This window comes from Streptomyces sp. NPDC102258, assembly GCF_055584685.1.
This window is the reverse complement of sequence record NZ_JBVJLO010000002.1, coordinates 66,461-93,286: the sequence shown is the minus strand read 5'-3', so window position 1 is coordinate 93,286 and position 26,826 is coordinate 66,461. Positions and strand designations below refer to the sequence as shown.

Below are 26,826 nucleotides of genomic sequence, written 5' to 3'. Positions count from 1 at the left end.
CCGCCGTGGGCGGCCGGGTTCGGTCGGGTTTCGGTCGTCGGCGTGCAGGGGGATCCTTGCGCCTGACCGATACCCGACAACAGAGCACGGTCGACTTCTTTGCCAACCCGATAACCGGAGACGGGTGTACCGCTGAGCGGTGTCCCATTCGCCCCGAGTACGACCCCGCGTCACCACCCGTACGTGTCGGTCCCCTTGCGCGTCACCAGCCGTACGTCCCGGCCGCCGCGTCCAGCAGTTCGCGCAGCCGCAGCGCGTCCGGGGCCAGCGCCGTCACCAACACGGCCGGGCCCGCGAGCGGGGTGAGCGCCGCGAACTCCCCCAGCACCCGCGCCGGGGGCGGATCCGCCTCGAAGCGCGGGTCCACCACGAGGAGCTGGCCGAGCGCCCGGTGGCCGGCGATCCCCGCCGGGCCGTCCCAGCCGCCGGGGGCGCCCGGGCCGCAGCACAACTCCTGGTCCAGCAGGGGCCGGCCGCCCCGGCGGACCGTGAGCCGCGCGCGCAGCAGGCCCGGGGCCTCCGCGGTGCGGCCCAGCACCTGTTCCTCGCGCAGCATCAGCCGGGCGGTGGGGGCCAGTTCGGCCCGGGTGCGCACGCGCAGGTCGCTGCCGCGTACGGAGACCAGCGGCTCGGGCAGCCAGCGCACCTCCGCGTCCTCGGCGAGGGCGAGCCGTACGTCGTACCGGGCGGGCTCGCCGCCCCGGCCCGGCAGGGCCAGGGTGGCCGCCGCCGAGCGCAGCAGCAGCCGGGCGCCCGGCCCCGCCTCGGCCTCCACCGTGAGGTGGTCGCCGCCGAGGGGGGCGCTCATCGCGCCGACCAGCATCACCCCGGCCTCGGCGCCCTCGCCTCGGGTGCGGCGCAGGGCGAGCGGCCCCTCCCCGGCCAGCAGGGGCAGGGCGGTGCCGCCGCGCCCGTCGCGGACGGCGCCGATGCGGGCGGTGGCGCGCAGTCCGGTGGCGGGGAGCGCGGGGAGGGGGAGTGCGGCGGCGGGGGGTGCGCTGGTCACCGTACGATCCAGGCGGCGATCCGCTCGCGCACCCAGCCGGCCACCGGGGCCACGCCCTCGGCGGAGCGCAGGGACTGGAAGGCGACGGGCAGTTCGCCGCGCTGCTCGGCGGCGTCGCGGGCCATCCGGTCCAGGTCGGAGCCGACGTACGGGGCGAGGTCGGTCTTGTTGACGACCAGCAGGTCGGCGGTGGTGACGCCGGGGCCGCCCTTGCGCGGGATGTCGTCGCCGCCCGCCACGTCGATGACGAAGATCTGGGCGTCGACCAGGCCTCGGGAGAAGGTGGCGGTCAGGTTGTCGCCGCCGGACTCGACGAGGATGAGGTCGAGGGGCCCGACGTTCTCCTCCAGCTCCTCCACCGCCTCCAGGTTCGCGGAGATGTCGTCGCGGATGGCGGTGTGCGGGCAGGCGCCGGTCTCGACGGCGCTGATCCGCTCGGGCGGCAGGACGGCCTCGCGGAGCAGGAACTCGGCGTCCTCGCGGGTGTAGATGTCGTTCGTGACGACGGCCATGGACAGTTCGGCGCGCAGCGCCCGGCAGAGCGCGGCGACGGTGGCGGTCTTGCCGGAGCCGACGGGTCCGCCGAGTCCGATGCGCAGGGCGCGGCGGGTGCCGTCGGCGCGGCGCGGGTCCGCGCTGTGGGTGTGGCGGTGCGGGTACGTCACGTCGTGGTCGAGGTGCACGGGTTCTCCTTGAAGTCGTGGGGGTGGCCGGTCGGCGCGCCGCGCGCTCAGGACGCGAAGAGGCGTACCGGCCAGTCGGCATGGGCCTGCGCGGCGATCTCCAGCAGGGGCGAGGAGGGGGCGGGCAGGGCGTCCGCGCCCTCGGTGCGGGCGAGCAGGGCGGCCTCGGCGGCCCGGGCGGCGACGGCGTCGAGCTCGGGTGCCAGCCGGGCCAGCACCCCGGTCGCCTCGAAGGGGTCCAGGCCCAGCAGCCGCACCGTGGCGGTGGCCGGCCCGCTGACGCTCTCGTACGCGGACACGTGCGCGGCGTCCAGGGCGCCGAGCCCGGCCGCCCGGGCGGTGACCCCGAGCACCACGGGCTGGTGCGCCCCGCGCGGGAAGGCCGCGGCCAGCGCGTCGAGCGCGGGGTCGGGCCAGGTGGCGCGGGCGGCCCGCAGGAGCTGGCGGCCGAGCCGTCGCGCGGCGGCGCGCAGCGCGGGCGAGGGGGTGCGGGCGTCGGCGGCGGCGTCGAGTTCCACCGGGTCGAGGCCGAGGGCGGCCGCCGCCGCGAGCGCGGCGGCGGTCAGCCCGGCGGTGTGCAGGCGGCCGCGGCAGAAGTCGGCGAGGCTCGCCGCGTCGTGGATGCGGCCCGCCTTGCAGGCGGCCTCCGCCCCGCCGGAGTGCGCGTGGCCTCCGGCGGGGAAGCGGCCGTCCGCGAGGACGAGCAGCGCGGCGAGGCTCATCGGAGGGGCTCCCCGCGACCGTGTCCCCGCACGCCGCGGGGCGCCGGAAGGGTCCGGCGCATCGGAAGGGTGCGGCCCATCAGAACAGGAAGTATCTCTGCGCCATGGGCAGTTCCGCCGCGGGCGCCGGCTCCACGACCTCGCCGTCGATGCTGACGGTGAAGGTGTCGGCGTCGACGTGGACCCGGGGCATCGCGTCGTTGTTGCGCATGTCCGTCTTGCCCACCTTGCGGGTGTTCTCGATGGCCACGAACGGCTTGCCCAGACCCAGCCGTTCCGGCAGGTCGTCGTCGAGCGCGGCCTGCGCGGTGAAGTTGAGCGAGTTCAGCGCGGGCGCGCGGCCGATGCTGCCGAACATGGGGCGGGGCAGGACCGGCTGCGGGGTGGGAATGGAGGCGTTGGCGTCGCCCATCTGCGCGTAGGCGATCTGGCCGCCCTTGACGACCACCTCGGGCTTGACGCCGAAGAAGGCCGGGTTCCACAGCACCAGGTCGGCGAGCTTGCCCACCTCGACCGAGCCGACCTCGCGGGCGAGGCCCTGGGCGACGGCGGGGTTGATCGTGTACTTGGCGACGTAGCGGCGGGCCCGGTGGTTATCGGCGGGACCGTCTCCGGCCAGGAAGCCGCGCCGCTTCTTCATCACGTGGGCGGTCTGCCAGGTGCGCATCACGACCTCCCCGACCCGGCCCATGGCCTGGGAGTCGGAGGAGATGATGGAGATGGCCCCCATGTCGTGCAGGACGTCCTCGGCGGCGATGGTGGAGGGCCGGATCCGGGATTCGGCGAAGGCGAGGTCCTCGGGGACGGCCGGGTTGAGGTGGTGGCAGACCATCAGCATGTCGAGGTGTTCCTCGACCGTGTTGACGGTGTGCGGCCGGGTCGGATTGGTCGAGCTGGGCAGGATGTAGGGCTCGGAGACCACGGTGATGATGTCGGGAGCGTGCCCGCCGCCCGCGCCCTCGGTGTGGTACGAGTGGATCGTCCGGCCGGCGATGGCCGCGAGGGTGTCGCCCACGAAACCGGCCTCGTTGAGGGTGTCGGTGTGGATGGCGACCTGCGCGCCGGTCTCGTCGGCGACGCTCAGGCAGGCGTCGATGACGGCGGGGGTGGCCCCCCAGTCCTCGTGGATCTTGAAGCCGAGGGCGCCGCCGCGCAGCTGGGAGCGCATGCCCTCGCGGGACATGGTGTTGCCCTTGCCGAGCAGCCCGATGTTGACGGGGTAGGCCTCCAGGGCCGCGAACATCCGGGCCAGGTGCCAGGGGCCGGGGGTCACGGTGGTGGCCTTGGAGCCCTCGGCGGGGCCGGTGCCGCCGCCGACGAGGGTGGTGATGCCGGAGGCGAGGGCCTCGTCGATCACGGTTGGCGAGATGAAGTGGATGTGGGTGTCGATGGCGCCCGCGGTGACGATCTTCCCGTTGCCGGCGATGATCTCGGTCTCGGGGCCGATGACGAGGGCCGGGTCGACCCCGTCCATGGTGTCGGGGTTGCCGGCCTTGCCGATCCCGCAGATCCGGCCGTCGCGGATGCCTATGTCGGCCTTGACGATGCCCCAGTGGTCGAGGATCACGATGCCGGTGATCACGGTGTCGGGGGCGCCCTCGGCGCGGGTGGTGCGGGCCTGTCCCATGGACTCGCGGATGACCTTGCCACCGCCGAAGACGGCCTCGTCACCGGAGTTCCCGGGTCCGCCGCTGAGGTCCTCCTCGATCTCGACGAAGAGGTCGGTGTCGGCGAGCCGGATCCGGTCGCCCTTCGTCGGTCCGAACAGGTCGGCGTACACCTGGCGTGAGATCTCAGCCATCGAGCGGCCCTCCGGTCTCCCCGCGCAACCCCGGTACGGTGCGCAGCCCGCCGAGCGGGACGAGTTCCACGGCGACCGGGATGCCCGGCTCGAAGCGGACGGCGGTGCCGGCGGCGATGTTCAGGCGCAGGCCGTGCGCGGCCCGGCGGTCGAAGTCGAGGCCGGGGTTGGCTTCGGCGAAGTGGTAGTGGGAGCCGACCTGGACGGGCCGGTCGGCGGCGTTGAGCACGGTGAGACGGGTGACGGGACGGCCCTCGTTCAGGCGCACCGGACCGTCCCCGAAGGCGATTTCGCCGGGGATCATCGGGCTGCTCCCGTTCAGACGATGGGGTCGTGGACGGTGACGAGCTTGGTGCCGTCCGGGAAGGTCGCCTCGACCTGGACGTCGTGGATCATCTCGGGGATCCCCTCCATGACCTGGGCGCGGGTGAGCACGGTACGGCCGGAGGCCATCAGCTCGGCCACGGTCCGCCCGTCGCGGGCGCCTTCGAGGATGTGCGAGGTGATCAGCGCCACGGCCTCGGGGTGGTTCAGGAGGACCCCACGCGCCCTGCGCTTTTCGGCCACGTCGGCGGCCACGTGGATCATGAGTCTCTCTTGTTCGTGCGGTGTCAACTGCACCTGATATCACCAAGCTTCCGGGACATGATCAACATCGCGCCAGGAAGACCGTACCCGTCTTCAACACTCTGTTGACCTGTGCATATCCATGCCAAGCATGTCTTGCCCAACACGGGCAGAGGCTTTCCGTCCCGATCGCCGGTCCTTTACCGGCCCATGGCTGAATCTTGACGGAAAGCCGGACCGCACACGCTACGGCCCGCAGTTTTCCGCCGAGTTAACCCATGTTTCAGGCGTCAGCAGCCGCGGGCGCTCCGGCCGGCCAGGGCAGCGCGATCCACACGGTCTTGCCGCCGTCCGGGGTCGGGCTGACCGAGAGCCGGCCGCCGGCCTCCGCCGCGAGCCAGCGGATGATCACCATCCCACGGCCGTTGTCCTGCTGCACGGCGGCGGGGAGCCGGCGGGGCCAGCGCGGGTGACTGTCGGTCACGCCGACCCGCAGCCATTCCTCGCGTTCGAGGCGGATCTCGACGGTAAAGGTGGGCGACTGGCCGAAGGTGTGCTGCACCGCGTTGGTGGCCAGCTCCGAGACGATCAGCCGGACGGCGTCGGCGGTCTCGGCGTCCCGGGACAGACCCCACTCCCCCAGCACCTGCGAGACGTACCGGCGGGCGGCGGCGACCGAGACCGGGTCGCTCGGCAGAGTGACGGAGGCTTCCTGCTGATCTGCCATGGCGACGTCCCTTTCCCACCGGGGCGCAGCCGCCCCGGACCTTACGCTGAGCGCCAGAGTGTCACCCATGGTGCCGTCGTTTCCTCCGTTCCCCCAAGATATGCATATATCTGTCCCTCAATGCGGTGAACTCTGCTACGGAAGAGCGTATTTGGACGGCAGACTGGTGCGAGCTGTGCCGGTGGAAGGAGAGCGGGTATGCAGCACGGTCCCGCGGTGCGTCGGCGCAAGCTCGGCGAGGAACTGCGCGCCCTCCGCGACCGCGCCGGGCTCACCAGTGGTGAGGTCGCCCGGATCGTCGGATGGCACCAGTCGAAAATAAGCCGTATCGAGACGGGTCGCAGTGGCGTGAAGTCGGAGGACATCCGGCTGCTGCTCGACGCCTACGGAGAGGTGGTCAGCGTCCAGCAGCGCGCCCTGCTGGAGGCGCTCGGGGCCTCGGCCGCGGGCCCCGCGCCGAGCGGGGCCGCCGCGGGCGGACGGCAGTGGTGGCACGACTACCGGGGCCTGCTCCCGCAGGAGTACCGGGACTTCATCAGCCTGGAGGCCGGGGCCCGGGCGGCCCGGACGGTGGAGCTGTCGGTGGTGCCGGGTCTGCTGCAGACCCCGCAGTACGCGCGGGCCGTGACCCGGGCCGCGCTGGGCGGGCTCCCGGAGCCGAAGGTGGACGCGCTGGTCGACGTACGGCTGGCACGGCAGGCGGTGCTGCGGTCGGATCCGCCGCTGGAGCTGAGCGCCGTACTGGACGAGGCGGTGCTGCGGCGGCAGATCGGGGGGCCGGGGGTGATGCGCGAGCAGCTGAGGCACCTGGTGGAGGTGGCGCGGCTGCCCCAAGTGCGGCTGCAGGTACTGCCGTTCACCGTGGGGGGTCATCTCGGCCTGACAGGACCGTTCGTCATCTTCTCATTTCCGAACATCGCCGATCTGGATGTGGTGGTACTCGACCATTTGACGAGTAGCCTCTATCTGGAGCGGAAGGAAGACCTGGAGGCCTACGGCGCCGCGTTCCGCACCATCCAGGCGCATGCCCTCCCGCCCCATGACTCGTCGGATCTCATCAGCTCACTCGCTGACGACGCGTAAGGAGGCACCCCCCGTGTCCGCAACCCCCTTATCCGCCCGCGGACTTCTGCACAGCGCGCGGTGGCGGCGCAGCAGCCGCAGCACCGGAATGAACAACTGCGTGGAAGCGGCCGCCCTGACCGGCGGTCTGCTGGCCGTCCGCGACTCCAAACGGACGGACGGACCGGCCGTGCTCTTCACCGGGCCGGCCTGGGACGGCTTCCTCGCCTGCGTACGGGCGGACGTGCCCGGCCCGCTCTAGGGCGGGCGGTGCGCCTACCGGTCCGTGGCCCCGGCCGGAGCGGTCCCCAGGACCGTCGCGACGGCCCGCCCGATCTCCTCCCCCGTGAGATCGGCCCGAGCGGTCAGCCGCAGCCGGGAGACACCGTCCGGCACCGACGGCGGACGGAAGCACCCCACGGACAGACCCGCCCCGCGGCAGTCGGCGGCCCAGCGCAGTGCCGCCGCCGCCGACGGGGCCCGTACCGACACCACGGCCGCGTCCGGCCTGACCGCGGTCAGGCCGGACGCGGTGAGCCGCCCGTACAGCTCGGCGGCCACCTCCCGCACCCGGTCCGCGCGCTGCGGTTCCCGCCGCAGCAGGCGCAGACTCGCCAGCGCGGCGCCCGCGGCGGCCGGGGCGAGCCCGGTGTCGAAGATGAAGGCGCGCGCGGTGTTGACCAGGTGCCGGATCACCTTGGCCGGCCCCAGCACCGCCCCGCCCTGACTGCCCAGCGACTTCGAGAGGGTCATCGTCGCGACCACCCCGGGCGCGCCGGCGAGACCGGCGGCGTGCAGGGCTCCGCGGCCGCCCGCGCCGAGCACCCCCAGGCCGTGCGCGTCGTCGACCACCAGGGCCGCGCCCGCGTCCCGGCAGGCCGCCGCGTGCCGCGCCAGCGGGGCGGCGTCCCCGTCCACCGAGAAGACCGAGTCGGTGACGAGCAGAGCCCGGCCGTCGTGGGCGGCCAGGGTCTTGGCGACGGCTTCCGCGTCGCCGTGCGGGGTGACCGCGACCTCGGCCCGCGAGAGCCGGCAGCCGTCGACGATCGAGGCGTGGTTCCCGGCGTCGGAGACGACCAGCGCACCCCGCCCGCTCAGCGCCGTCACGGCGGCGAGGTTGGCCGCATACCCGGAGGAAAGCACCAGGGCCGCCTCGAAACCGGTGAAATCGGCCAGCTCCCTTTCGAGTTCGGCGTGCAGCTCTGTCGTCCCCGTGACCAGCCGGGAGCCGGTGGCGCCCGCTCCCCAGCGGCCGGCCGCCTCGCACGCCCCGCGCACGGTCTCCGGATGCCGGGACAGGCCCAGGTAGTCGTTGCTGGCCAGGTCCAGCAAGGGCGAGGAGGCGGACCTCGGGCGCAGGGTCCGTACCAGCCCCGCCCGCTCGCGGTCCCGCTCCGCGCCGTCGATCCAGGCGAAGACGTCCTCGGGTCCGGGGGTGTGCTGGCTCATCGGCGGTCCTCGTGTTTTGTCGGCAGTCGACAGATCTGCTCGACCCTAGCCGCCGGGGCCGGAGGGACCGGTGTGGCGATCCACACACTCCCTTCAGGCCATGTTGTCCGATCTCTCCTTGGCCGGGAGTGCTCGTGTGGTCCAGGATCGGGCTCATGGACCTGCTGAACACCCTGGTGGAAAAGGGACTGCGGCGCGAGCTGCCGACCCGCGAAGAGGCGCTCGCCGTACTGGCGACCTCCGACGACGAACTGCTCGACGTGGTGGCCGCGGCCGGCAAGGTGCGCCGCCAGTGGTTCGGGCGCCGCGTCAAGCTGAACTACCTGGTCAACCTGAAGTCGGGGCTCTGCCCCGAGGACTGCTCGTACTGCTCCCAGCGCCTGGGGTCGAAGGCCGAGATCCTCAAGTACACGTGGCTGAAGCCGGAGGAGGCCTCCCAGGCCGCCGCGGCGGGCGTCGCGGGCGGCGCGAAGCGGGTCTGCCTCGTGGCCAGCGGACGCGGTCCGACGGACCGGGACGTGGACCGGGTCGGCAAGACGATCGCGGCCATCAAGGAGCAGAACGAGGGCGTCGAGGTCTGCGCGTGTCTCGGCCTGCTCTCCGACGGCCAGGCCGAGCGGCTGCGCGACGCGGGTGCCGATGCCTACAACCACAACCTCAACACCTCCGAGGCCACGTACGGCGCGATCACCAAGACGCACACGTACGCGGACCGCGTCGACACCGTCCGGAAGGCGCACGCGGCCGGCCTGTCGGCCTGCTCGGGCCTGATCGCCGGCATGGGCGAGAGCGACGAGGACCTGGTCGACGTCGTCTACTCGCTGCGCGAGCTGGACCCGGACTCCGTGCCGGTCAACTTCCTGATCCCCTTCGAGGGCACCCCGCTCGCCAAGGAGTGGAACCTCACCCCCCAGCGCGCCCTGCGCATCCTCGCGATGGTCCGCTTCGTCTGCCCCGACGTCGAGGTCCGGCTCGCGGGCGGCCGCGAGGTGCACCTGCGCACGATGCAGCCGCTCGCCCTGCACCTGGTCAACTCGATCTTCCTCGGCGACTACCTCACCAGCGAGGGCCAGGCCGGCCAGGCCGACCTCGACATGATCGCGGACGCCGGTTTCGAGGTCGAGGGCGCCGGTACGACGACCCTTCCCGCACACCGCTCCGAGGCCGCCGCCGGCGGGGGCTGCGGCTCCCACGCGGGCGGTGCCTCGCTCTGCGGTCCGGGCGGCGACAGCGCCGACCCGGCCGCGGCGGGCTGCGGTTCGGCGTGCGGCGGCTGCTCCGGACACGAGGCGCAGGCGCCCGTCCCGGCGCAGGCCGAGGCGGGCGGGGTGCGGCCGGACCTGGTGGCCGTGCGCCGCCGCGGCGCGGGAACGGACCTCGCCCCCAATGCGTGACCCGTTCCCCCTGCACGACCCGCTCGACCGCTCCTCGGACACCGGGCGGCTGCTGGACCTGGACCGGCAGCACGTGTGGCACCCGTACGGCCCGATGCCCGGGCGGCAGGAGCCCCTGGTGGTCTCCTCCGCCTCGGGGGTCAGGCTGCGGCTCGCCGCTCCGGCGCAGGGACAGGAGGAGCTGGTCGACGCCATGTCCTCCTGGTGGTCGGCGATCCACGGCTACAACCACCCGGTGCTGAACGGGGCCGCGGCCGCGCAGCTGGGGCGGATGTCCCACGTGATGTTCGGCGGGCTCACCCACGAGCCCGCCGTCCGGCTCGCCGCCCGGCTGGTGGAGATCACCCCGCCGGGGCTGGAGCACGTCTTCCTCGCCGACTCGGGCTCCGTGTCGGTCGAGGTCGCCGTCAAGATGTGCCTGCAGTACTGGCGTTCGCTCGGCCGCACCGGCAAGACCCGGCTGCTGACCTGGCGCGGCGGCTACCACGGCGACACCTGGCAGCCCATGGCCGTCTGCGACCCCGACGGCGGCATGCACGATCTGTGGCAGGGCCACCTGCCCCGGCAGGTCTTCGCGGACGCGCCGCCCGGCGGCTTCGACACCCCCGTGGACCCCGCGTACGCGGACCACCTGCGCACCCTGATCGCGGCGCACGCCGACGAACTGGCCGCGGTGATCGTGGAGCCGGTGGTGCAGGGCGCGGGCGGCATGCGCTTCCACCACCCCGGCTACCTGCGGGTGCTGCGCGCACTGTGCGACGAGTACGGGGTCCTGCTGATCCTGGACGAGATCGCCACCGGGTTCGGGCGCACCGGCGCCCTGTTCGCGGCCGGCCACGCCGGGATCACGCCGGACGTGATGTGCCTGGGCAAGGCGCTGACCGGCGGCTACCTCACCCTCGCGGCCACCCTGTGCACCGAGCGGGTGGCCGAGGGGATCTCGCGGGGGGAGGTGCCGGTGCTCGCGCACGGGCCCACCTTCATGGGCAACCCGCTCGCCGCGGCCGTGGCGCTCGCCTCCGTCGACCTGCTGCTCGGGCAGGACTGGGCGGGGGAGGTCAAGCGCGTCGAGGCGGGCCTGCGGGAGGGACTCGACGGAGCGCGCGCGCTTCCGGGCGTCCTGGACGTGCGGGTGCTCGGCGCGATCGGCGTGGTCCAGCTCGACCATCCGGTGGACGTGGGGGCGGCGACCCGGGCGGCGGTCCGGGAGGGCGTCTGGGTCCGCCCGTTCCGCGACCTGATCTACGTGATGCCCCCTTACGTCACCGGCGACGCCGATGTCGCCCGGATCTGCCGGGCCGTCCTCGCGGCCGCCCAGGAAGGCTGACATGCCCGTACTCGTCGTGTCCGGTACCGGCACGGAAATCGGCAAGACCGTGGTCACCTCGGCGATCGCGGCGGCCGCCGTGGCCGCCGGCCGTTCGGTGGCGGTCCTCAAGCCCGCCCAGACCGGGGTCGGCCCCGAGGAGCCGGGGGACGCCGCCGAGGCCGTCCGGCTCGCCGGACCGGCGGTGACCGCGGCCGAACTGGCCCGGTATCCCGAGCCGCTGGCGCCCGGCACCGCCGCGCGGCGGTCCGGGCTGGCCACCGTCGCGCCCGCCGCGGTCGCGGAGGCCGCCGCGCGGCTCGCCGCCGACCACGACCTCGTCCTGGTGGAGGGCGCGGGCGGACTGCTGGTGCGCTTCGACGAGGACGGCCACACCCTGGCCGACGCGGCGCGGCTGCTGGCGGCCCCGGTGCTGGTCGTCGCCCCGGCGGGGCTCGGCACGCTGAACTCCACCGCCCTGACGGCGGAGGCCCTGCGGGCCCGGGGCGTGAGCCCGTTCGGGGTGGTCATCGGCAGTTGGCCCGCGGCCCCGGACCTGGCGGCCCGGTGCAACCTCGCCGACCTCCCCGAGGTGTCCGGGATGCCGCTGCTGGGCGCCGTCCCGGAGGGCTCGGGCGCCCTGACCCCGGCGGCCTTCCGCACGACGGCCCCGTCCTGGCTGGCCCCCCGCCTGCACGGCACCTGGTCGGCGGAGTCCTTCCTAGGGGCCTGGCCGGCCTGACCCGGGGCGCGCCCGCGCCGACCGACCGACGCTCTCCGCCGCCGCCCGGCGCACCACCCCCGCGTGCTTCCATGCCGGACCGCGTGGTTGCCCGGGCCCAAGCCCCCTGGTGATCACCGCCGCCGGGCTCGGAGGGCGCTCAGGTGCGGGGCGTCGGGCCCCGTCAGCACCCGGGCCGAAGCCCTGTTCCGCCCCAGCCGGGGGGGACGGCATCCGGCGGGGGCCCGTCAGCACCACCGGGAGGGCACCCCGTGCCTCGGTCAGCCGGTCCCGGCGCCGGGCGCGCCCTCTCCCGAGCCCTTGAGCACGTCCAGCACGACGCCCTCGCCGACCATGCAGCCCGCGCCGCCCGGGCTCAGTGGCCGCCCTGGGGCTCCCGGCAGCCGCCCTCCGGGTAGGGGCCGTGGGGTTCCGCCCGGGGCGGGGTGCCGAGGCGGCCCGATACGCAGGGGCCGGCGCCGGGGAGCCGCAGGTCGAAGGCGGGGGCCTGGACGTCACCGGCGGCCACCGGGTAGCCGAGGCTCCGTAGCAGGGCCTCCAGTTCGGCGGTGCCGGCCGGCGCCTTCGCGGTGAGCGCCGACCTGATCCGGTCCGCGTGGGCCCGCCCCAGGCACTCGGCCTCGGCGGAGAGCCCGGCCGGCCGGCGGAAGGCGTGGTTCTCCGCGTACTTGCGCGCCTCGGGATCGGCCGGAAGCTCAGGCTCCGCGGTGGACGGGTCCGGGGCGCCCGCACCGGCCCCCGCGCAGCGGGCGGCCACCTCGGCGAAGAACACCTCCGGGCCGGAGGGCCGCGCGGCGGGCGCGGCCGCCGGGGGCTTCGGCGGGGCGGCGTCGCAGCCGGTCAGCATCAGCAGTCCTGCGGCCACGGCCCCGAGCCGGGTCATGCGGAGTATCACGGTGGTCTCCCCCCTCATGGGCCCCGCACGGCGCACGGGCCCGACCGCCGATCATCGCAGCCGCCCCCGCCGGACCGCCGCGGTTGCCGGAGTTCCGGTTTCGCGGCACGCCGGCGCGGGGAACAGCCCCCCAGGGCCCGAGCGCCCGCACCCGCTGCCGATCCGCGTCCGGAGGTCCGCCATGCCGCCCGCACCTCCCCCCGATCCGGTCCACCACCCGTGCTTCGCCCGCTTCTACGCCCGCGCCAGCACCGCCGCCGAGACCCGCGCCGGCCTGGGCACGCTGCGGGAGGAACTCCTCCACGGCCTGTCCGGCCGCGTCATCGAGATCGGCGCGGGCAACGGCCTGAACTTCCCGCACTACCCGCGCGCCGTCTCCGAGGTCGTCGCCGTCGAACCGGAGCGCACCCTGCGCCGGCTCGCGGCCGCCGCCGCGCTGCGCGCCGAGGTGCCCGTGGACCTCGTACCGGGCGTCGCCGAGGCGCTCCCGGTCAAGAGCGAGGCCTTCGACGCCGCCGTGGCCTCCCTGGTGCTGTGCACCGTACGCAGCCTCCCGCGCGCCCTCGCCGAACTCCACCGGGTGCTGCGGCCCGAGGCGGAGCTGCGGTTCCTGGAGCACGGCCTCGCGCCGGGCCCCGGCATGGCCGCCGTCCAGCGGACGCTCGACCGGACCGTGTGGCCCCGCCTCTTCGGCGGCTGCCACACCGCCCGCGACCCGCTCGCCGCGATCGAGGCGGCCGGCTTCCGTATCGTCTCCCACCGCTCCTTCCGCCTCCCGGAACGCGGCCCGGCCCTCCCCACCTCGTACTGCGTGATCGGCTCGGCCCGCCGCTCGCTCGACTAGGACGCGGCGGCGTCCGCCGGCGCAGTCGGCAGTGCGGTCGCCAGCAGGTCGCGGAGCCAGCGGTGCCCCGGGTCGGCCGAGTTGCGGGGGTGCCAGGCCATGCCGATGTCGAGGGGCTCCAGGGCGAGCGGGATGGGGAAGGTCCGCAGCCCCAGCGCGGTGACGGTGCCGGGGAGCCAGTCGGCGAGCGTGAGCGCGACCAGGTCGCTCTCACGGGCGAGCAGCATCGCGCTCGTGTGGCTGGGCACGACGACGGCGGTCCGGCGGCGCAGTCCGAGTTCCGCGAGCGCCCCGTCGATGGGGCCGAAGCGCTTGCCGAGCCGGGAGATGCCGATGTGGTCGGCGGCGGCGAAGCGGCGGGCGTCGATCCGCCCGTCGAAGAGGGGGTGCCCGCTCCGGGCGACGCCGACCAGGGACGTGCGGGTGAGGTGCCGGGTCCGGATCTCCGGGTCCAGGTGCCCGAGGACGCCCAGTTCCACGTCGACAAGGCCCTGGCGCAGCGCCGGTCCGCCCTCCACCGCCTCCGGCAGGAAGACCACGTCGACGTTCGGGGCCTCGGCGTGGATCCGTTCCGTCAGGCTCCCGGCCAGGCCCGCCACGAGCAGTTCGGCGGCCTGCACGGTGAAGGTCCGCTGGAGGTGCGCCGCGTCGAACCCGGCCCCGGGCCGCAGGACGTCGTCGCAGCCGCGCAGCAGCGCCGCCACCTCCTCGCGCAGTTCGACGGCGCGCGGCGTCGGCACCAGGCCCTGGCCCGCTCGCACCAGCAGCGGGTCGCCCGCCGCACGGCGCAGCCGGGCCAGGGCGCGGCTGACCGCCGCGGGGGAGGTGCCGAGCCGCTCGGCGGCGCGGGTGACGCTGTTCTCCTGGAGCAGGGCGTCCAGGACGCGCAGCAGATTCAGATCCAAGACCGCTCCTGAACTGGGTCTTTACGCAGCGGGCAACTATTCGATGCCGATCTTTGCATGGTTTCGGAGCCTCCGGGCGCGGAGAGTGAGGACGTCCGCGAAGACGCGGGCGGCTCTTCTTCCGATCGTTCAGGGGTTCCTTCATGCAGCAGCTCTCCCGCGCCGACCGTACGGGCGACGTCCTGGCCGTGGTCAGTCAGAGCGGGCCGACGGTCTCGTTCTTCGACGCCGCCTCCGACGCGCTCCTCGGCACCGTGGAAGTCCTCGCCGAACCGCACGAGTTGTGCTTCGACCCCACGCAGCGCCTGCTGTGGTGCGCCTCGGCCTACCGCAGCGGCTACTACCACGCGAACAGCGGCCGGCGCACCGAACTGATCGTCATCGATCCCGACACGCGCCGCGTCGTCGAGGTCATCGACCTGGCGCCCGAACACGGGCCGCACGGGCTGGCGCTGGATGCTGCGCGCGGGCGCCTGTACGTCAGCGTGGAGGGCTCGGCGGACCGGCCCGGCGGTGTCGTCGTGGTCGACACCCGGACGCGCGAGCCGCTGGGCAGGATCGACACCGACGCGCCCGGCCCGCACTGGTTCGCCATCGACGCGGCCGGGACGACCGGCTACGCCACCAACAAGGAGGCGCCGTTCGTCTCGGTCGTCGACCTGGAGAGGGGGGTCCTGACGGGCAAGGCCGAGGTGCCCGGCAGCGAGGGCCTGGCCGTGTCCGCCGACGGCTCGCTGGCCTACGTCGGAGCGCCCTACTTCTCCGTGGAGGGCGACCGGCCGGTCAACGGGATCCGGGTGGTGGACGGGCGGTCGGCCCGCGTCGTGGACGTCTGGCCGACCCAGGACACGGTCATCCCCGTGCATCTGACGTCGACGGGGCTGCTGCTCGCCGGCGAGGTCTGCGTGACCCCCGATCCGGCGTCCCGCCTCGGTCGCCAGGCGCCGGGCCGGCTGACGGTGTTCCGGGCCGCGAGCGGCGAGCGGCTGGGGGAGGTCGGGGTCGGCTTGTTCCCCCTGACCATCACCTCCTCCCCCGACGGCCGGCTCGCGTACGTGGCCAACGTCGTCTCCTCCACCGTCGACGTGATCGACCTGGAGACGCTGCTGCCCGTGGCCCGCCTCGACGTCGACCGGCGCGGCGAACCCGGCGCCCACGGCATGGCGTACGTCCCCCGCCCGGCCTGAGGAACCGGCGGCGGCGCGGGTCGGGCGAACGGCTCGACCCGGCGCCTCGCGGGTCGGTCATGATCGGCGGCCGAGCGCGCCGGGACGACGGGACGCCACCGGCTTCCGCTCCGCGAGACGGCTCCTCTCGTATCCTCCGAAAGTCCGACGCGCACCCTTTGCCTTTCCTTTACCATGGGTGCATCGACCCCTCCGACGAAAGGTGTGAGCGTCCGCCCATGGGCGAGCCTCCCAGTCCCCGACATCCCCGTACGCGCACGCGCCCGCGTCACCGCACGCGGCCCCGCGCGGCTCTCCGCCTCCTGACTGATCATGGGACGGAGGTGACCGAGCGATGACCGAAGTGCTCCTGCTCGTCGTGGCACTGCTGCTGTGCCTGGCCTGCGGCGTCTTCGTCGCGGCCGAGTTCTCCCTGACCACGGTCGAGCGCAGCGAGCTCGAACGCGCCGTCGAGCGCGGTGAGCGGGGCGCCGACAGCGCCCTGGCGGCCGTCCGCAGCCTCACGTTCCAGCTCTCCGGGGCCCAGCTCGGCATCACCGTGACCGGCCTGGTCATCGGCATGATCTCCAAGCCCTCGATCGCCGCCCTGCTCCAGGGCCCCTTCGAGGCCATGGGCCTGTCGGCCGGGGCGGCCTCCTCCACCGCGCTGATCCTGGGCACGGCCGTGTCAACCGTCGTCCTGATGGTGGTCGGCGAGCTGGTGCCGAAGAACTGGGCGATCTCCTCTCCCCTGGCCATCGCCAAGCGCGTCTCCACCGCCCAGCGCGTCTTCAGCCGCTCCTTCAAGCCGCTGATCAGCCATCTGAACACCACCGCCAACCACCTGGTGCGGCGGTTCGGCATGGAGCCGGCCGAGGAGCTGGCCTCCGCCCGCAGCCCGCAGGAGCTGGTGGCCCTGGCCCGGCACTCCGCTAAGGCGGGCGCGCTGGAGAAGGACACCGCGGAGCTGTTCGTGCGGACCCTGAACCTCGCCGACCTCACCGCGGAGAACGTCATGACCCCGCGCGTGCAGGTGACCGCCCTCGACGTGCAGGCCACCGCCGAGGACGTGGCCAACGCGACCATGGCCACCGGCCTGTCCCGCTTCCCCGTCTACCGGGGCAGCCTCGACACCGTCGTCGGCACCGTCCACATCAAGGACGTACTGGCGCTGCCCGCCGAGGAGCGGCACCGCCATCCCGTCGCGCGGCTGCTGCGCGAGCCCCTTCTCGTACCGGAGTCCCTGACGGTGGACCGGCTGCTGGACCGGCTCTCCGGCAAGCGGACGATGGCCGTCGTGATCGACGAGTACGGGGGCACCGCCGGCGTGGCCACGCTGGAGGACATCGTCGAGGAGGTCGTCGGCGAGGTGCGCGACGAGCACGACCCGCACGAGACCTCCGACCTGGCCCCGGCCGGAACGGACGAGTCCGGGCGGGCCCTGTACTCCGCCGACGGCTCCGCCCGTACCGATCAGCTCCGGCAGATCGGACTGCGCGTCCCCGACGGCCCGTACGAGACGCTCGCCGGGCTGATAGCGACCGAACTGGGCCGGATCCCGGCCGTCGGCGACAGCCTGCGGCTGGACGGCTGGCACCTGGACGTGGTCGACGCCAGCGGGCGCCGCGCCGCGCGGGTCCTGCTGCGCGCCCCGGCCGAACCCGCCGGCGGCGATGACGGCGACGACCGTACGGAGGAGGGCCGATGACCGCCATCCAGCTGCTGATCGGCCTGGCGACCCTGGTCGTCAACGCCTTCTTCGTCGGCGCGGAGTTCGCGCTGATCTCGGTCCGTCGCAGCCAGATCGAGCCGTACGCCGAGCAGGGCGACCGCCGGGCCCGCGCCGTGTTGTGGGGCCTGGAACACGTGTCGGCCCTGATGGCGGCGGCCCAGCTCGGCATCACGCTGTGCACGCTGGTGCTGGGCGCGGTCGCCGAACCGGCCATCGCACACCTGCTGGCCCCGGTCTTCGACCTCGTCGGGGTGCCCTCCGGGCTGACCCACGCCATCTCCTTCGTGGTGGCGCTGGCCTTGGCGACGTACCTGCACATGCTGTTCGGCGAGATGCTGCCGAAGAACGTGGCGCTGTCCGAGCCGGTGCGCACCGCGCTGCTGCTCGGACCGCCGCTGGTGACCCTCACCCACGCCCTGAAGCCGGCGATCTTCGCGATCAACGCCTTCGCCAACGCCCTGCTGCGGCTGCTGCGGGTGGAGGTGAAGGACGAGGTCTCGGCGACGTTCTCGGACGACGAGCTGGCCCGGATCGTCAAGGACTCCAGTGACGCGGGGCTCATCGACGGCCGGGCGCGCGAGCGGCTGCACGACGCCCTGGAGCTGGGGCGGCGCCCGGTCACCGATGTCGTGCTGCCGGTGGACGGGGTGGTCACGGCCCGGGAGGGGATCACCCCGGCCGGGCTGGAGCGGCTGTCGGCCGAGTCGGGTTACTCCCGCTTCCCGGTCGTGGACGCGCAGCGCCGGATCCTCGGGTACCTGCACGTCAAGGACGCCCTGGACGCGCTGGAGCGGGATGTTCCGTTCCCGCGCTCCGAACTGCGGGCCATCGCGCAGGTGCGGGCGGAGACCCCGCTGGACGACGTACTGACCGCCATGCGGCACAACCGGACGCACCTGGCGGCCGTGCTCGGGGCGGACGGGACCATGACGGGGCTGGTGACGATGGAGGACGTCCTGCGCGAGCTGTTCGGCCGGCCCGCGTCGGCGTAACGGCCACCACGACGCCCGGGGCCGCTGCTGCCCGGCCCCGGCCCCGCGGGGCCGGGGTACCGCGCGGTAGCATCGCTCCGCCATGGAGATGAATGCCTCGTACACCAGTTTTGTCGCGGTCGGCGACTCCTTCACCGAGGGCATGTCCGACCTGCTCCCGGACGGCTCCTACCGAGGCTGGGCCGACCTGCTGGCCGCCCGGCTCGCCGCGCGCGAGCCGGGCTTCCGCTACGCCAACCTCGCGGTGCGCGGCAAGCTGATCGGGCAGATCGCCGGTGAGCAGGCCCCGGTGGCCGCCGCGATGGGCGCCGATGTGGTGACGCTGGTGGGCGGCCTGAACGACGCCCTGCGGCCCAAGGTCGACATGGGCCGGGTACGCAGCCACCTGGAGGAGGCCGTGGCCCTGCTGGCGCCCTCCTGCAAGCACCTGGTGCTGATGCGTTCGCCGGGCCGCAACGGGCCGGTCATGGAGCGCTTCCGGCCGCGCATGGAGGATCTCTTCGGCATCCTCGAAGAGCTCGCCGCGCGGCACGGCGCGCTGCTGGTGGACCTGTACGGGGCCCCGGTGCTCGGCGATCCGCGCCTGTGGGACGTCGACCGGCTCCACCTGAGCGCCGAGGGGCACCGCCGGGTGGCGGAGGCCGTGTGGCAGGCCCTGGGCCTGCCCGCCGAGGAGGACTGGCGGGCCGGGCTGCCTGCCGCCGTGCCCCCGGGCTGGCAGCTGCGGCGGACCGAGGACCTGCGCTTCGCCCGGCAGCACCTGCTCCCCTGGATCGGCCGCCGGCTGACGGGCCGCTCCTCGGGCGACGGCCGCCCCGCCAAGCGGCCGGAACTGCTGCCGTACGCGTCCCCGCCGCCCTCGTAGCAATCCACAACCGCGGGCCCTGCCCCCACCTGCGTAAACGCACAGCCGCGGCCCAAGTAGAATCCCTACACGTGACAGCCAAGCCCCGCATCCCCAATGTCCTGGCCGGCCGCTACGCCTCCGCGGAGCTCGCCGTCCTGTGGTCCCCCGAGTACAAGGTGACGCTGGAGCGGCGGCTGTGGCTCGCCGTGCTGCGCGCCCAGAAGGACCTCGGCATCGAGGTCCCGGACGCCGCCCTCGCCGACTACGAGCGCGTCCTGGAGACGGTCGACCTCGCCTCGATCGCCGAGCGCGAGAAGGTCACCCGGCACGACGTGAAGGCCCGGATCGAGGAGTTCAACGCCCTCGCCGGTCACGAGCACGTGCACAAGGGCATGACCTCCCGCGACCTCACCGAGAACGTCGAGCAGCTCCAGATCCGCCTCTCGCTGGAACTGGCCCGGGACCGTACGGTCGCCGTCCTGGCCCGCCTCGGCAAGCTGGCCGGCGAGCACGCCGAGCTGGTCATGGCCGGCCGCTCCCACAACGTCGCCGCGCAGGCGACCACCCTGGGCAAGCGCTTCGCGACGGCCGCCGACGAACTGCTGGTCGCCTACGACCGCCTGGAGAACCTCCTCGCGCGCTACCCGCTGCGCGGGATCAAGGGCCCGGTCGGCACCGCGCAGGACATGCTCGACCTGCTGGGCGGCGACACCGCCAAGCTGGCCGACCTGGAGCAGCGCATCGCCGCGCACCTCGGCTTCGCCCAGGCCTTCACCTCCGTCGGCCAGGTCTACCCGCGCTCGCTGGACTACGACGTGGTCACCGCCCTCGTGCAGCTGGCCGCCGCGCCCTCCTCGATCGCGAAGACCATCCGCCTGATGGCGGGCCACGAGCTGGTCACCGAGGGCTTCAAGCCCGGCCAGGTCGGCTCCTCCGCGATGCCGCACAAGATGAACACCCGCTCCTGTGAGCGCGTGAACGGCCTGATGGTCATCCTGCGCGGCTACGCCTCGATGACCGGCGAGCTGGCCGGCGACCAGTGGAACGAGGGCGACGTCTCCTGCTCCGTGGTGCGCCGGGTGGCCCTGCCCGACGCGTTCTTCGCCTTCGACGGCCTGCTGGAGACCTTCCTGACCGTCCTCGACGAGTTCGGCGCCTTCCCGGCCGTCGTGGCCCGCGAGCTGGACCGCTACCTGCCGTTCCTCGCCACCACCAAGGTGCTGATGGGCGCGGTGCGGGCCGGGGTGGGCCGCGAGGCCGCCCACGAGGTCATCAAGGAGCACGCGGTGGCCTCCGCTCTCGCCATGCGCGAGCAGGGCGCCGAGCGCAACGAGCTGCTGGACAAGCTGGCCGCCGACGAGCGGATGCCGCTGGACCGCGCGCAGCTGGACGCCCTGATGGCCGACAAGCTGTCCTTCACGGGCGCGGCGGGCGACCAGGTGGCGACCGTGGTCGCGCGGATCGAGGCCATCGCCAAGGAGCACCCGGAAGCCGCCGGGTACGCGCCGGGGTCGATCCTCTGACTCCCGACGAACTCGAAGCCGCCCGTGGCCGCGTCATCCCGGACGTGGTCGCGGGCGGTCTGCGCGTGCTCTTCTGCGGGATCAATCCGGGTCTCCTCTCCGCCGCGACGGGCCACCACTTCGCCCGCCCCGGCAACCGCTTCTGGCCGGTGCTGCACCTGTCCGGCTTCACGCCCCGCCGGCTGGCCCCGGCGGAGCAGGAGGAACTCCTCACCTACCGCCTCGGCATCACCAACGTCGTCGCCCGTGCCACCGCGCGTGCCGACGAACTGAGCGCGGAGGAGTTCATCGAGGGCGGCCGCATCCTGACGGAGAAGGTGGAACGGCTGCGCCCCGACTGGCTCGCGGTGGTCGGCGTGACCGCCTACCGCACGGCCTTCGGCGACCGCCGGGCGGCCATCGGCCCCCAGGCCCGCACCATCGGCCCCACCCGCATCTGGGCCCTCCCCAACCCGAGCGGCCTCAACGCCCACTGGACCGCGGAGACCATGGCCCAGGAGTACGCCCGCCTCCGCGAAGCGGCGGAGACGCACACGCCCTGATCCCCCGCACCACCCTGCCCTCGCCCCCGGTGGCTCCTGGTGAACGAAGCCGAACCGCCGGCCCGCCACCGGGCGCCGGCCTGGCGCGGGTGACGTCCCTCCGCTGCCCTCCGGCCCGGCCAGACCGCCTGCCCCGCCCGGCCACCGCCCTGATCCGCCGTTCGGGAGCTAGGGAGGATCGGTGACGGTGATCGCCGCCACCAGGGCCCAGGAGTCCTCCTCGCCCCATTCGGTCACGCAGGCCACCAGCCACCGGTCCCCGGCCCGCCACACGTGGACATGGTCGGTGGTGTTCCTGAGTTCCTCCCAGGGTTCCGGTATCTCCTCCGGGACGGCCGGCGACCGCAGCGTGAAGACCAGCGGTACTCCCCAACGCCCGGTCAGTGCCTGGGTGAGAGCCGCGTAGTCGGCGCTGATCTGGTCGGCGGCCTCCGCCCGGCCCGCGCCGTCTCCATCCCGGAAGTCCCCGGTCTCCTCCAGTCGGACCAGGTGGTGCCCCGGGCCGCTGCTGTGCCGGCCGAGACGCACCGGCGTGTCCACGAAACTCTGGGCCCGCAGCCGGTCGATCAGGTCGAGATGCTGTGCCGTGGTCATGCCGTCAGTATTCAGGTGCCCACTGACAACTGGCCCGGCGTCACGCGTCCCGCCGCCGCACGGCCAGCCAGCCCGCCGCCAGGGCCGCGAGGACCCACAGCCCGGTCACTGCGAGCCCCGTCCACGGACCGAGCGCCCCCTCGGCTTCCATCCGCATCACGGCCTGCCCGGCCCGGTCCGGCATGAACTGCCCCGCGCCCCCGACGACCTGGCCGACCACGAAGGGAACGATGAGCAGGAAGGGTATGAGCAGGCTCAGCACCAGCGTGCCGCTGCGCACCAGCGCGGTCAGGCCAGCCGCCAGCAGGGCGATCAGCGTCAGGTACACCCCGCTTCCGAACACGCCCCGCAGCGCCCCCGGGTCGCCCAGCGAGAGGGCGGAGTCCCCCATGAAAGCCTGGCCGGCGGTGAAGGTCACCAGTCCGGTGAACTCACCGACCACGAAGGCCGGTCCAGCCACCGCGGCCACCTTGGCGAGGTACAGCCGGGTCCGGTTGGGTACGGCGGTCAGCGAGACCCGCAGGGCTCCGTTGCGGAACTCGCCGGCGAAGGCGGTGGTGCCGAAGGCGACGGCCGCTATCTGCCCGAAGTTGACGCCGAAGAAGGCGCCGAGCAGACGGTCTTCCCCCATGGCGCCCGGTTCCGACGTGCCTATGGCGGCAGCGGTCAGAACGGTGAGGCCGGCCGTCGCGGCGAAGACGGCGAGGAGTGATCCCAGGACGGGACGGGCGGTTCGTATCTTGATCCACTCCGAGTGCAGGACGGAGACGGTGGGCAGAGCGGCGGCGGTCACGGCGGTGGCTCCCATCGGGTTCAGGCGGCGGTGGCGGAGTACGGGGTGCGGTCGGCGGTGAGGTCGAGGTAGGCCCGCTCCAGGGAGACCCTCTCGTCGGCCAGTTCCAGGACGGGAATGCCCTCACGGGCGGCCAGGGAGCCGATGTGCTCGGCCCGTATCCCCTCGACGGTCCAGCGCCCCTCACCGGCCGCGACCAACTGGAGGCCCTCCCGGGCCAGAACGGCTTCCAAACGCCCCGGATCCGAGGTCCGCAGCCGCACCCTGGGGCTGCTGCGGGCGTCGATGAACTCCTCCAGCGAGGTGTCGGCGAGCAGCCTTCCCTGTCCCAGCACGACGAGGTGGTCGACGAAGGCCGCGGACTCGGCCATCAGGTGGCTGGAGACGAACACCGTCCGCCCCTCGGCGGCGAGGCCGCGCATCAGCTCGCGGATCCAGATGATTCCCTCCGGGTCGAGGCCGTTGGTCGGCTCGTCCAGCAGGAGCACGGCCGGGTCGCCCAGCAGGGCGGCCGCTAGGCCCAGGCGCTGGCGCATCCCGAGTGAGAAGGTGCGCACGCGGCGGTGGGCGACAGCGGCGATGCCGGTCTGCTCCAAGACCGTATCGACCCGGCCGGGCGGGATCCCGTTGCTGACGGCGAGCACGAGGAGATGGTCCCGGGCCTTGCGGCCCGCGGCGGCCGCCTGGGGGTCGAGCAGGGCTCCCACCTGGCGGAGGGGCCTGCTCAGTTCGGTGAACCGGCTCCCTCCTATGGTGGCGGTGCCGGAGGTCGGCCGGTCCAGGCCCAGCAGCAGGCGCAGCGTCGTGGACTTGCCGGCCCCGTTGGGTCCGAGAAAGCCGGTGACCCTCCCGGGCAGCACGTCGAAGGTCAGATGGTCCACCACTCGGTGCTTGCCATGGTCCTTGGTCAGTTCGCGGATCTCGATGCGGTTCATGGCTCAAGATTCGCCGCCGGGCCCACCCTCGCCCCTCCCCCATGCGAGGGTGGCGTCTCCCCCACGTGGGGGAGACGCCACCACCTCGGCCCCTGCCACGATGAGGGCATGATCCGACTCATCCGTGCCCCGTTCCGGCCGGTGACGTACTCGCGCTGGCTGCACTTGTGCGTCCCGCTGCTGCTCCTCGCCCTGTGGATGTTCATCAACCCCGGCCGGCCGTGGATGCCCCTGCTGATCGTCATACCGTTCGGGTTCGTGCCGTGGGTACGGCTGGCGGAGGGGCTCCAGGCCCAGTTCCTGCTGACTCCGCAGGACCGGGGCAGCGAGGAGAGCGCCATCAGTTCGGCGCCTTCGGCCCGTTGGACGGACCGCTGGCGTACCGTGCTCTGGCTGGAGGTGCGGCTGGTGGTGAGCGGCGTCGCCATGTTCGCCACCGTGTGGCTCCCGGTCACGACCGTGGAGCTCGTCACGATCGCCGTCGGGCACCCACTGGACTCCGACATGGCCGTGCCCTTCACTCCGTCGCCCTGGGTCGCCGCTCTGCTCGCACCCGTGCCCCTGGTCGTGATGCTCCTGGCCGTGGTCCTGCTGGGCGATCTGATCACCGTCATCGCGAAGCAGCTCCTGGGGCCGTCGGCGTCGGAGCGGCTGACGGCGCTGGAGGCGCGTACGGAACAACTGCTGGAACGGACGCGGATCGCGCGCGAGCTGCACGATTCCATCGGGCACGCGCTGACCGTGGCGGTGGTCCAGGCCGGGGCGGCGCGGGCGGCCAACGATCCGGAGTTCACGGACCGCGCCCTGAACGCGATCGAGGAAACGGGCCGGGCCGCGCTGGAGGATCTGGAGCGGGTGCTGCTCGTCCTGCGGGAGTCGGCGCGGCCGCCGTCGCAGCGGCCGACCCTGGCGGAGGCGGACCGGCTGCTGGAATCGGCCCGCGCCTCGGGGGCCGCGGTGGACGCGCAGCTGACCGGTCCGCTGGATAAGTTGCCTGGCCCGGTCACCCGGGAGGGCTACCGGATCCTGCAGGAGGCGCTCACCAACGTGCTGCGGCACTGCGGTCCCGTGCCCGTGAAGGTACGGATCGAGATGGCGGTGAACCGGCTGGACTTGGAAGTCACCAACCCGCTGCCGGAGCGCCCCCCGGTCATGACGGGCGGCGGAAGCGGCCTGCGCGGCATGCGGGAGCGGGCCGCGCTGCTCGGCGGCGAGGCCGACACCGGCCCCCACGAGGGTGGTTGGAGAGTGCGCGCCCGGCTGCCGCTGGAGCGAATACGCTGATCGGATGCCGGTTACCGTACTGCTCGTCGACGACGAGCCCCTGGTGCGCGCGGGTCTGCGTGCCGTCCTGGAAGCACAGCCCGACATCGAGGTGGTGGGTGAGGCCGCGGACGGGGCCTCCGTCATCCCGCTGGTGCGCCGGCTGCGGCCGGACGTGGTCGCGATGGACGTGCGGATGCCGCTGCTCGACGGGATCGAGGCGACCCGGGCGGTCCTGCGCTCGGTGGACGCGCCGCCGAAGATCCTCGTGGTCACCACCTTCGAGAACGACGAGTACGTCTACCAGGCGTTGCGGGCCGGCGCGGACGGGTTCCTCCTCAAGCGGGCCCGGCCTTCGGAGATCGTCCACGCGGTCCGGCTGGTGGCGGAGGGCGAGACGCTGCTCTTCCCGGCGGCGGTACGGGCCCTGGCCGCCGAGTACGGCAACCGGCAGGCACGGGCGGCGCTGCGGGAGGCGGCGCTGACCGAGCGGGAGGAGGCGGTACTGAGGCTGATGGCACGGGGCCTGACCAATGTGGAGATCGGCAGGGAGCTGATCGTCGGCACGGAGACGGTGAAGTCACATGTCAGCGCGATTCTGGGCAAGCTCGGGGCCCGGGACCGCACCCAGGCGGTGATCACCGCCTACGAGTCGGGGTTCGTCTCCCCGGCCTGAGAGGAGGGGCTGATTCCGGCGGATGGGGGGCTGCTCCTCGCCGCCGCGCCGGGCGCGCAGTACGATCCGGCTGACAGGGCCGCTAGCTGGGAGGACACACGTTGGGGCAGCTGACCGGCGGGGATCCCTCTCTGCTCCGGCGGATCAATTCGGCCGTGGTGCTCCGGGCACTGCGCGCGGCCGAATCGCCGACCCTCACCGACCTCACCCGAGCGACCGGGCTCTCCCGGCCGACCGTCGAGGGGGTCGTGGAGGGGCTGATGGGTACCGGGCTCGTGATGGAGGCCGGTGCGGAGGAGGGCGCGCGCCGCCAGGGACGACCGGCGAGGCGCTTCCGCTTCCGTGCGGAGGCCGGGCACCTGCTGGGCATCGAGATCGGCTCGCACCGGGTCGCGGTGCTGCTGTCCGGGCTGGACGGCCGCGTGATCGGAGCCGGGACGAAGGAAGTCGCCGAGACGGCGTCGGCCGACGAGCGGCTGGAGCGGGTCAGGACGGCGGTGGCGGATCTCCTGCGCCGGGCCGGTGTGCCCCGGGACTCCCTGCGGGCGGTCGGTGTGGGCAGCCCCGGCATCGTGGAGGCGGACGGCACGGTGCGCCTCGGAACGGCCCTGCCCGGCTGGACGGGGCTGCCGCTCGGGGAGCGGCTGCGGCGTTCGTTCCGCTGCCCCGTGCGGGTGGAGAACGACGCCAACGCGGCGGCCGTCGCCGAGCACTGGAAGGGCGCGGCACGGGATACGGACGACATCGTGTTCGTGATGGCCGGGCTGAGTCCGGGCGCGGGCTCGTTGATCGGCGGGCGGCTGCACCGGGGTTTCGGGGGTGCGGCGGGTGAGATCGGCGCGCTGCACCTGCTGGGGCGCGAGGCGACGCCGGAGCGGCTGCTCTCCACGACGGGCGAGCCGCTGCACCCGCTGGACGAGCCGGCCGTAGCCGAGGTGTTCGCGATGGCCAAGCGGGGTGACGAGCGGGCGGTGGCCGCGGTGGAGCGGTTCCTCCAGCGCCTCGTGCACGACGTGGCGGCGCTGGCACTGGCCATGGACCCGGAGCTGGTGGTGGTCGGCGGCTGGGCGGCGGGGCTTGACGGGATCCTCGAACCGTTGCGGCGGGAGCTGGAGCGGTACTGCCTGCGCCCGCCGAAGGTGGCGCTGTCGCTGCTCGGCGAGGCGGCGGTGGCCACGGGAGCGTTGCGGCTGGCGCTGGAGCACGTGGAGGAAGAACTGTTCGCGGTGGAGAAGACGGTCACCGCCCGCCGCTGACCTGTCCGGCCGGTTCGAAGCCCCCGAGCCGCGGCCCGTCCCGCCGCCCCTCCACCTGGCGATGGCCTCCCATCGGTCCACCGGACGGCCCCGGCCACAAGCCGGTTCGGCCGGGCGACCCCGCGCGACCCGGCGGAACCGGGCGGCCAGGCGGGCTGGGCAACGAGCGGCGGGGAGGGTGGGTCCGAACGCGCGCGGATTTCGAGGAACCCCGGCCACAGGCAGCCCGCATGCGGCGACAGCCACCAGGCCGTGTCCGTCGACCCCGCGACCCCGGCCTACCGGACGGCCCCGGCCACGAGCCGGGTCGGCCGGGCGGCCATGCGCGGTCCCAGGCCGCCAGGCGGAACCGGGTGGCCAGGCGGGCCGGGCAGCGAGCGGCGGAGAGGGCGGGTCAGGACGCG

At 73.8% G+C, this 26,826-nt stretch carries 28 protein-coding genes; 15 read left to right on the top strand and 13 right to left on the bottom strand.

Annotated features, from left to right (window positions below; all coding sequences use genetic code 11):
• Nucleotides 1–202: 202 nt before the first annotated feature.
• From ACZ6ZT_RS03635 to ACZ6ZT_RS03605, 7 genes are all read right to left on the bottom strand, one after another.
• Complete coding sequence (locus tag ACZ6ZT_RS03635; protein ID WP_469715180.1) at nt 203–1,006, bottom strand: urease accessory protein UreD; 804 nt, start codon at nt 1,004–1,006, stop codon at nt 203–205.
• The gene (ureG, locus tag ACZ6ZT_RS03630; RefSeq protein WP_469715178.1) at nt 1,003–1,689 is read right to left on the bottom strand and encodes an urease accessory protein UreG; all 687 of its coding nucleotides are present in this window, start codon (nt 1,687–1,689) and stop codon (nt 1,003–1,005) included. The genes ACZ6ZT_RS03635 and ureG overlap by 4 nt, the downstream gene beginning before the upstream one ends.
• A gap of 47 nt (nt 1,690–1,736) precedes the next feature.
• Nucleotides 1,737–2,411 carry an urease accessory protein UreF gene (locus tag ACZ6ZT_RS03625; RefSeq protein WP_469715177.1) on the bottom strand — a complete coding sequence of 225 codons (675 nt, stop codon included), beginning with the start codon at nt 2,409–2,411 and terminating at the stop codon, nt 1,737–1,739.
• A gap of 79 nt (nt 2,412–2,490) precedes the next feature.
• Nucleotides 2,491–4,212, bottom strand: a complete 1,722-nt coding sequence (locus tag ACZ6ZT_RS03620; RefSeq protein ID WP_469715176.1) for an urease subunit alpha — start codon at nt 4,210–4,212, stop codon at nt 2,491–2,493.
• Nucleotides 4,205–4,516, bottom strand: coding sequence for an urease subunit beta (locus ACZ6ZT_RS03615; protein WP_469715175.1), 312 nt, complete (start codon nt 4,514–4,516; stop codon nt 4,205–4,207). Before ACZ6ZT_RS03615 ends, ACZ6ZT_RS03620 begins: the two co-directional genes overlap by 8 nt.
• A 14-nt stretch (nt 4,517–4,530) precedes the next feature.
• Entirely contained in the window at nt 4,531–4,833 is a 303-nt protein-coding gene (locus tag ACZ6ZT_RS03610; RefSeq protein WP_280919855.1) for an urease subunit gamma, read from the bottom strand.
• Nucleotides 4,834–5,062: 229 nt separating this feature from the next.
• Nucleotides 5,063–5,506: an ATP-binding protein gene (locus ACZ6ZT_RS03605; RefSeq protein WP_469715172.1), complete on the bottom strand. Its 444-nt coding sequence runs from the start codon at nt 5,504–5,506 to the stop codon at nt 5,063–5,065.
• 198 nt (nt 5,507–5,704) lie between these two features.
• Between ACZ6ZT_RS03605 and ACZ6ZT_RS03600 the strand changes: the two genes are divergently transcribed.
• Both ACZ6ZT_RS03600 and ACZ6ZT_RS03595 read left to right on the top strand, forming a co-directional pair.
• Entirely contained in the window at nt 5,705–6,589 is an 885-nt protein-coding gene (locus tag ACZ6ZT_RS03600) for a helix-turn-helix domain-containing protein (protein ID WP_469715170.1), read from the top strand.
• A gap of 13 nt (nt 6,590–6,602) precedes the next feature.
• Nucleotides 6,603–6,830 carry a DUF397 domain-containing protein gene (locus tag ACZ6ZT_RS03595; protein WP_469715168.1) on the top strand — a complete coding sequence of 76 codons (228 nt, stop codon included), beginning with the start codon at nt 6,603–6,605 and terminating at the stop codon, nt 6,828–6,830.
• 14 nt (nt 6,831–6,844) lie between these two features.
• On the opposite strand, the gene ACZ6ZT_RS03590 is transcribed toward ACZ6ZT_RS03595, so the two are convergent.
• Nucleotides 6,845–8,017, bottom strand: a complete 1,173-nt coding sequence (locus tag ACZ6ZT_RS03590; RefSeq protein ID WP_469715166.1) for an 8-amino-7-oxononanoate synthase — start codon at nt 8,015–8,017, stop codon at nt 6,845–6,847.
• A gap of 155 nt (nt 8,018–8,172) precedes the next feature.
• On the opposite strand from ACZ6ZT_RS03590, the gene bioB reads away from it, so the two are divergent.
• The 3 genes from bioB to bioD all read left to right on the top strand — a co-directional run bounded on the left by bioB (nt 8,173) and on the right by bioD (nt 11,459).
• Complete coding sequence (bioB, locus tag ACZ6ZT_RS03585; RefSeq protein WP_469715164.1) at nt 8,173–9,411, top strand: biotin synthase BioB; 1,239 nt, start codon at nt 8,173–8,175, stop codon at nt 9,409–9,411.
• A 94-nt stretch (nt 9,412–9,505) separates the two neighbouring features.
• On the top strand, nt 9,506–10,738 hold the full coding sequence (locus ACZ6ZT_RS03580; RefSeq protein WP_469715812.1) for an adenosylmethionine--8-amino-7-oxononanoate transaminase: 1,233 nt from the start codon (nt 9,506–9,508) through the stop codon (nt 10,736–10,738).
• 1 nt (nt 10,739) lies between these two features.
• On the top strand, nt 10,740–11,459 hold the full coding sequence (bioD, locus tag ACZ6ZT_RS03575; protein WP_469715163.1) for a dethiobiotin synthase: 720 nt from the start codon (nt 10,740–10,742) through the stop codon (nt 11,457–11,459).
• 355 nt (nt 11,460–11,814) lie between these two features.
• On the opposite strand, the gene ACZ6ZT_RS03570 is transcribed toward bioD, so the two are convergent.
• Entirely contained in the window at nt 11,815–12,354 is a 540-nt protein-coding gene (locus ACZ6ZT_RS03570; RefSeq protein WP_469715161.1) for a hypothetical protein, read from the bottom strand.
• A gap of 181 nt (nt 12,355–12,535) precedes the next feature.
• On the opposite strand from ACZ6ZT_RS03570, the gene ACZ6ZT_RS03565 reads away from it, so the two are divergent.
• Nucleotides 12,536–13,198, top strand: a complete 663-nt coding sequence (locus ACZ6ZT_RS03565; protein WP_469715159.1) for a class I SAM-dependent methyltransferase — start codon at nt 12,536–12,538, stop codon at nt 13,196–13,198.
• Here the strand turns inward: ACZ6ZT_RS03565 and ACZ6ZT_RS03560 are convergent.
• Nucleotides 13,195–14,103: a LysR family transcriptional regulator gene (locus tag ACZ6ZT_RS03560; protein WP_469715157.1), complete on the bottom strand. Its 909-nt coding sequence runs from the start codon at nt 14,101–14,103 to the stop codon at nt 13,195–13,197. The genes ACZ6ZT_RS03565 and ACZ6ZT_RS03560 overlap by 4 nt on opposite strands.
• Before the next feature lie 143 nt (nt 14,104–14,246).
• On the opposite strand from ACZ6ZT_RS03560, the gene ACZ6ZT_RS03555 reads away from it, so the two are divergent.
• From ACZ6ZT_RS03555 to mug, 6 genes are all read left to right on the top strand, one after another.
• Complete coding sequence (locus ACZ6ZT_RS03555) at nt 14,247–15,290, top strand: YncE family protein (RefSeq protein ID WP_469715156.1); 1,044 nt, start codon at nt 14,247–14,249, stop codon at nt 15,288–15,290.
• Nucleotides 15,291–15,624: 334 nt separating this feature from the next.
• Nucleotides 15,625–16,977, top strand: a complete 1,353-nt coding sequence (locus ACZ6ZT_RS03550; protein WP_469715154.1) for a hemolysin family protein — start codon at nt 15,625–15,627, stop codon at nt 16,975–16,977.
• Nucleotides 16,974–17,993 (top strand): hemolysin family protein, encoded by a 1,020-nt coding sequence (locus ACZ6ZT_RS03545; RefSeq protein ID WP_469715153.1) that lies wholly within the window; start codon nt 16,974–16,976, stop codon nt 17,991–17,993. Before ACZ6ZT_RS03550 ends, ACZ6ZT_RS03545 begins: the two co-directional genes overlap by 4 nt.
• Nucleotides 17,994–18,075: 82 nt before the next feature.
• Nucleotides 18,076–18,858, top strand: a complete 783-nt coding sequence (locus ACZ6ZT_RS03540) for an SGNH/GDSL hydrolase family protein (protein ID WP_469715151.1) — start codon at nt 18,076–18,078, stop codon at nt 18,856–18,858.
• Between the two features lie 71 nt (nt 18,859–18,929).
• A complete protein-coding gene (gene purB / locus ACZ6ZT_RS03535) occupies nt 18,930–20,363 on the top strand; it encodes an adenylosuccinate lyase (RefSeq protein WP_469715150.1) in 1,434 nt (477 codons plus the stop codon).
• Nucleotides 20,360–20,905 (top strand): G/U mismatch-specific DNA glycosylase, encoded by a 546-nt coding sequence (mug, locus tag ACZ6ZT_RS03530; RefSeq protein WP_469715810.1) that lies wholly within the window; start codon nt 20,360–20,362, stop codon nt 20,903–20,905. The genes purB and mug overlap by 4 nt, the downstream gene beginning before the upstream one ends.
• Before the next feature lie 168 nt (nt 20,906–21,073).
• Here the strand turns inward: mug and ACZ6ZT_RS03525 are convergent, their stop codons facing one another.
• From ACZ6ZT_RS03525 to ACZ6ZT_RS03515, 3 genes are read right to left on the bottom strand one after another with little or no spacing between them, the layout of a single operon-like run.
• A complete protein-coding gene (locus ACZ6ZT_RS03525; protein WP_469715148.1) occupies nt 21,074–21,499 on the bottom strand; it encodes a hypothetical protein in 426 nt (141 codons plus the stop codon).
• A gap of 40 nt (nt 21,500–21,539) precedes the next feature.
• The gene (locus ACZ6ZT_RS03520) at nt 21,540–22,292 is read right to left on the bottom strand and encodes an ABC transporter permease (protein ID WP_469715146.1); all 753 of its coding nucleotides are present in this window, start codon (nt 22,290–22,292) and stop codon (nt 21,540–21,542) included.
• Nucleotides 22,293–22,312: 20 nt separating this feature from the next.
• Complete coding sequence (locus ACZ6ZT_RS03515; RefSeq protein WP_469715144.1) at nt 22,313–23,227, bottom strand: ATP-binding cassette domain-containing protein; 915 nt, start codon at nt 23,225–23,227, stop codon at nt 22,313–22,315.
• A gap of 108 nt (nt 23,228–23,335) precedes the next feature.
• On the opposite strand from ACZ6ZT_RS03515, the gene ACZ6ZT_RS03510 reads away from it, so the two are divergent.
• The 3 genes from ACZ6ZT_RS03510 to ACZ6ZT_RS03500 all read left to right on the top strand — a co-directional run bounded on the left by ACZ6ZT_RS03510 (nt 23,336) and on the right by ACZ6ZT_RS03500 (nt 26,422).
• The gene (locus ACZ6ZT_RS03510) at nt 23,336–24,511 is read left to right on the top strand and encodes a sensor histidine kinase (RefSeq protein ID WP_469715142.1); all 1,176 of its coding nucleotides are present in this window, start codon (nt 23,336–23,338) and stop codon (nt 24,509–24,511) included.
• 4 nt (nt 24,512–24,515) lie between these two features.
• Nucleotides 24,516–25,166 (top strand): response regulator transcription factor, encoded by a 651-nt coding sequence (locus ACZ6ZT_RS03505; RefSeq protein WP_469715140.1) that lies wholly within the window; start codon nt 24,516–24,518, stop codon nt 25,164–25,166.
• Nucleotides 25,167–25,267: 101 nt separating this feature from the next.
• Complete coding sequence (locus tag ACZ6ZT_RS03500) at nt 25,268–26,422, top strand: ROK family transcriptional regulator (RefSeq protein WP_469715138.1); 1,155 nt, start codon at nt 25,268–25,270, stop codon at nt 26,420–26,422.
• The last annotated feature ends 404 nt before the right edge of the window (nt 26,423–26,826 follow it).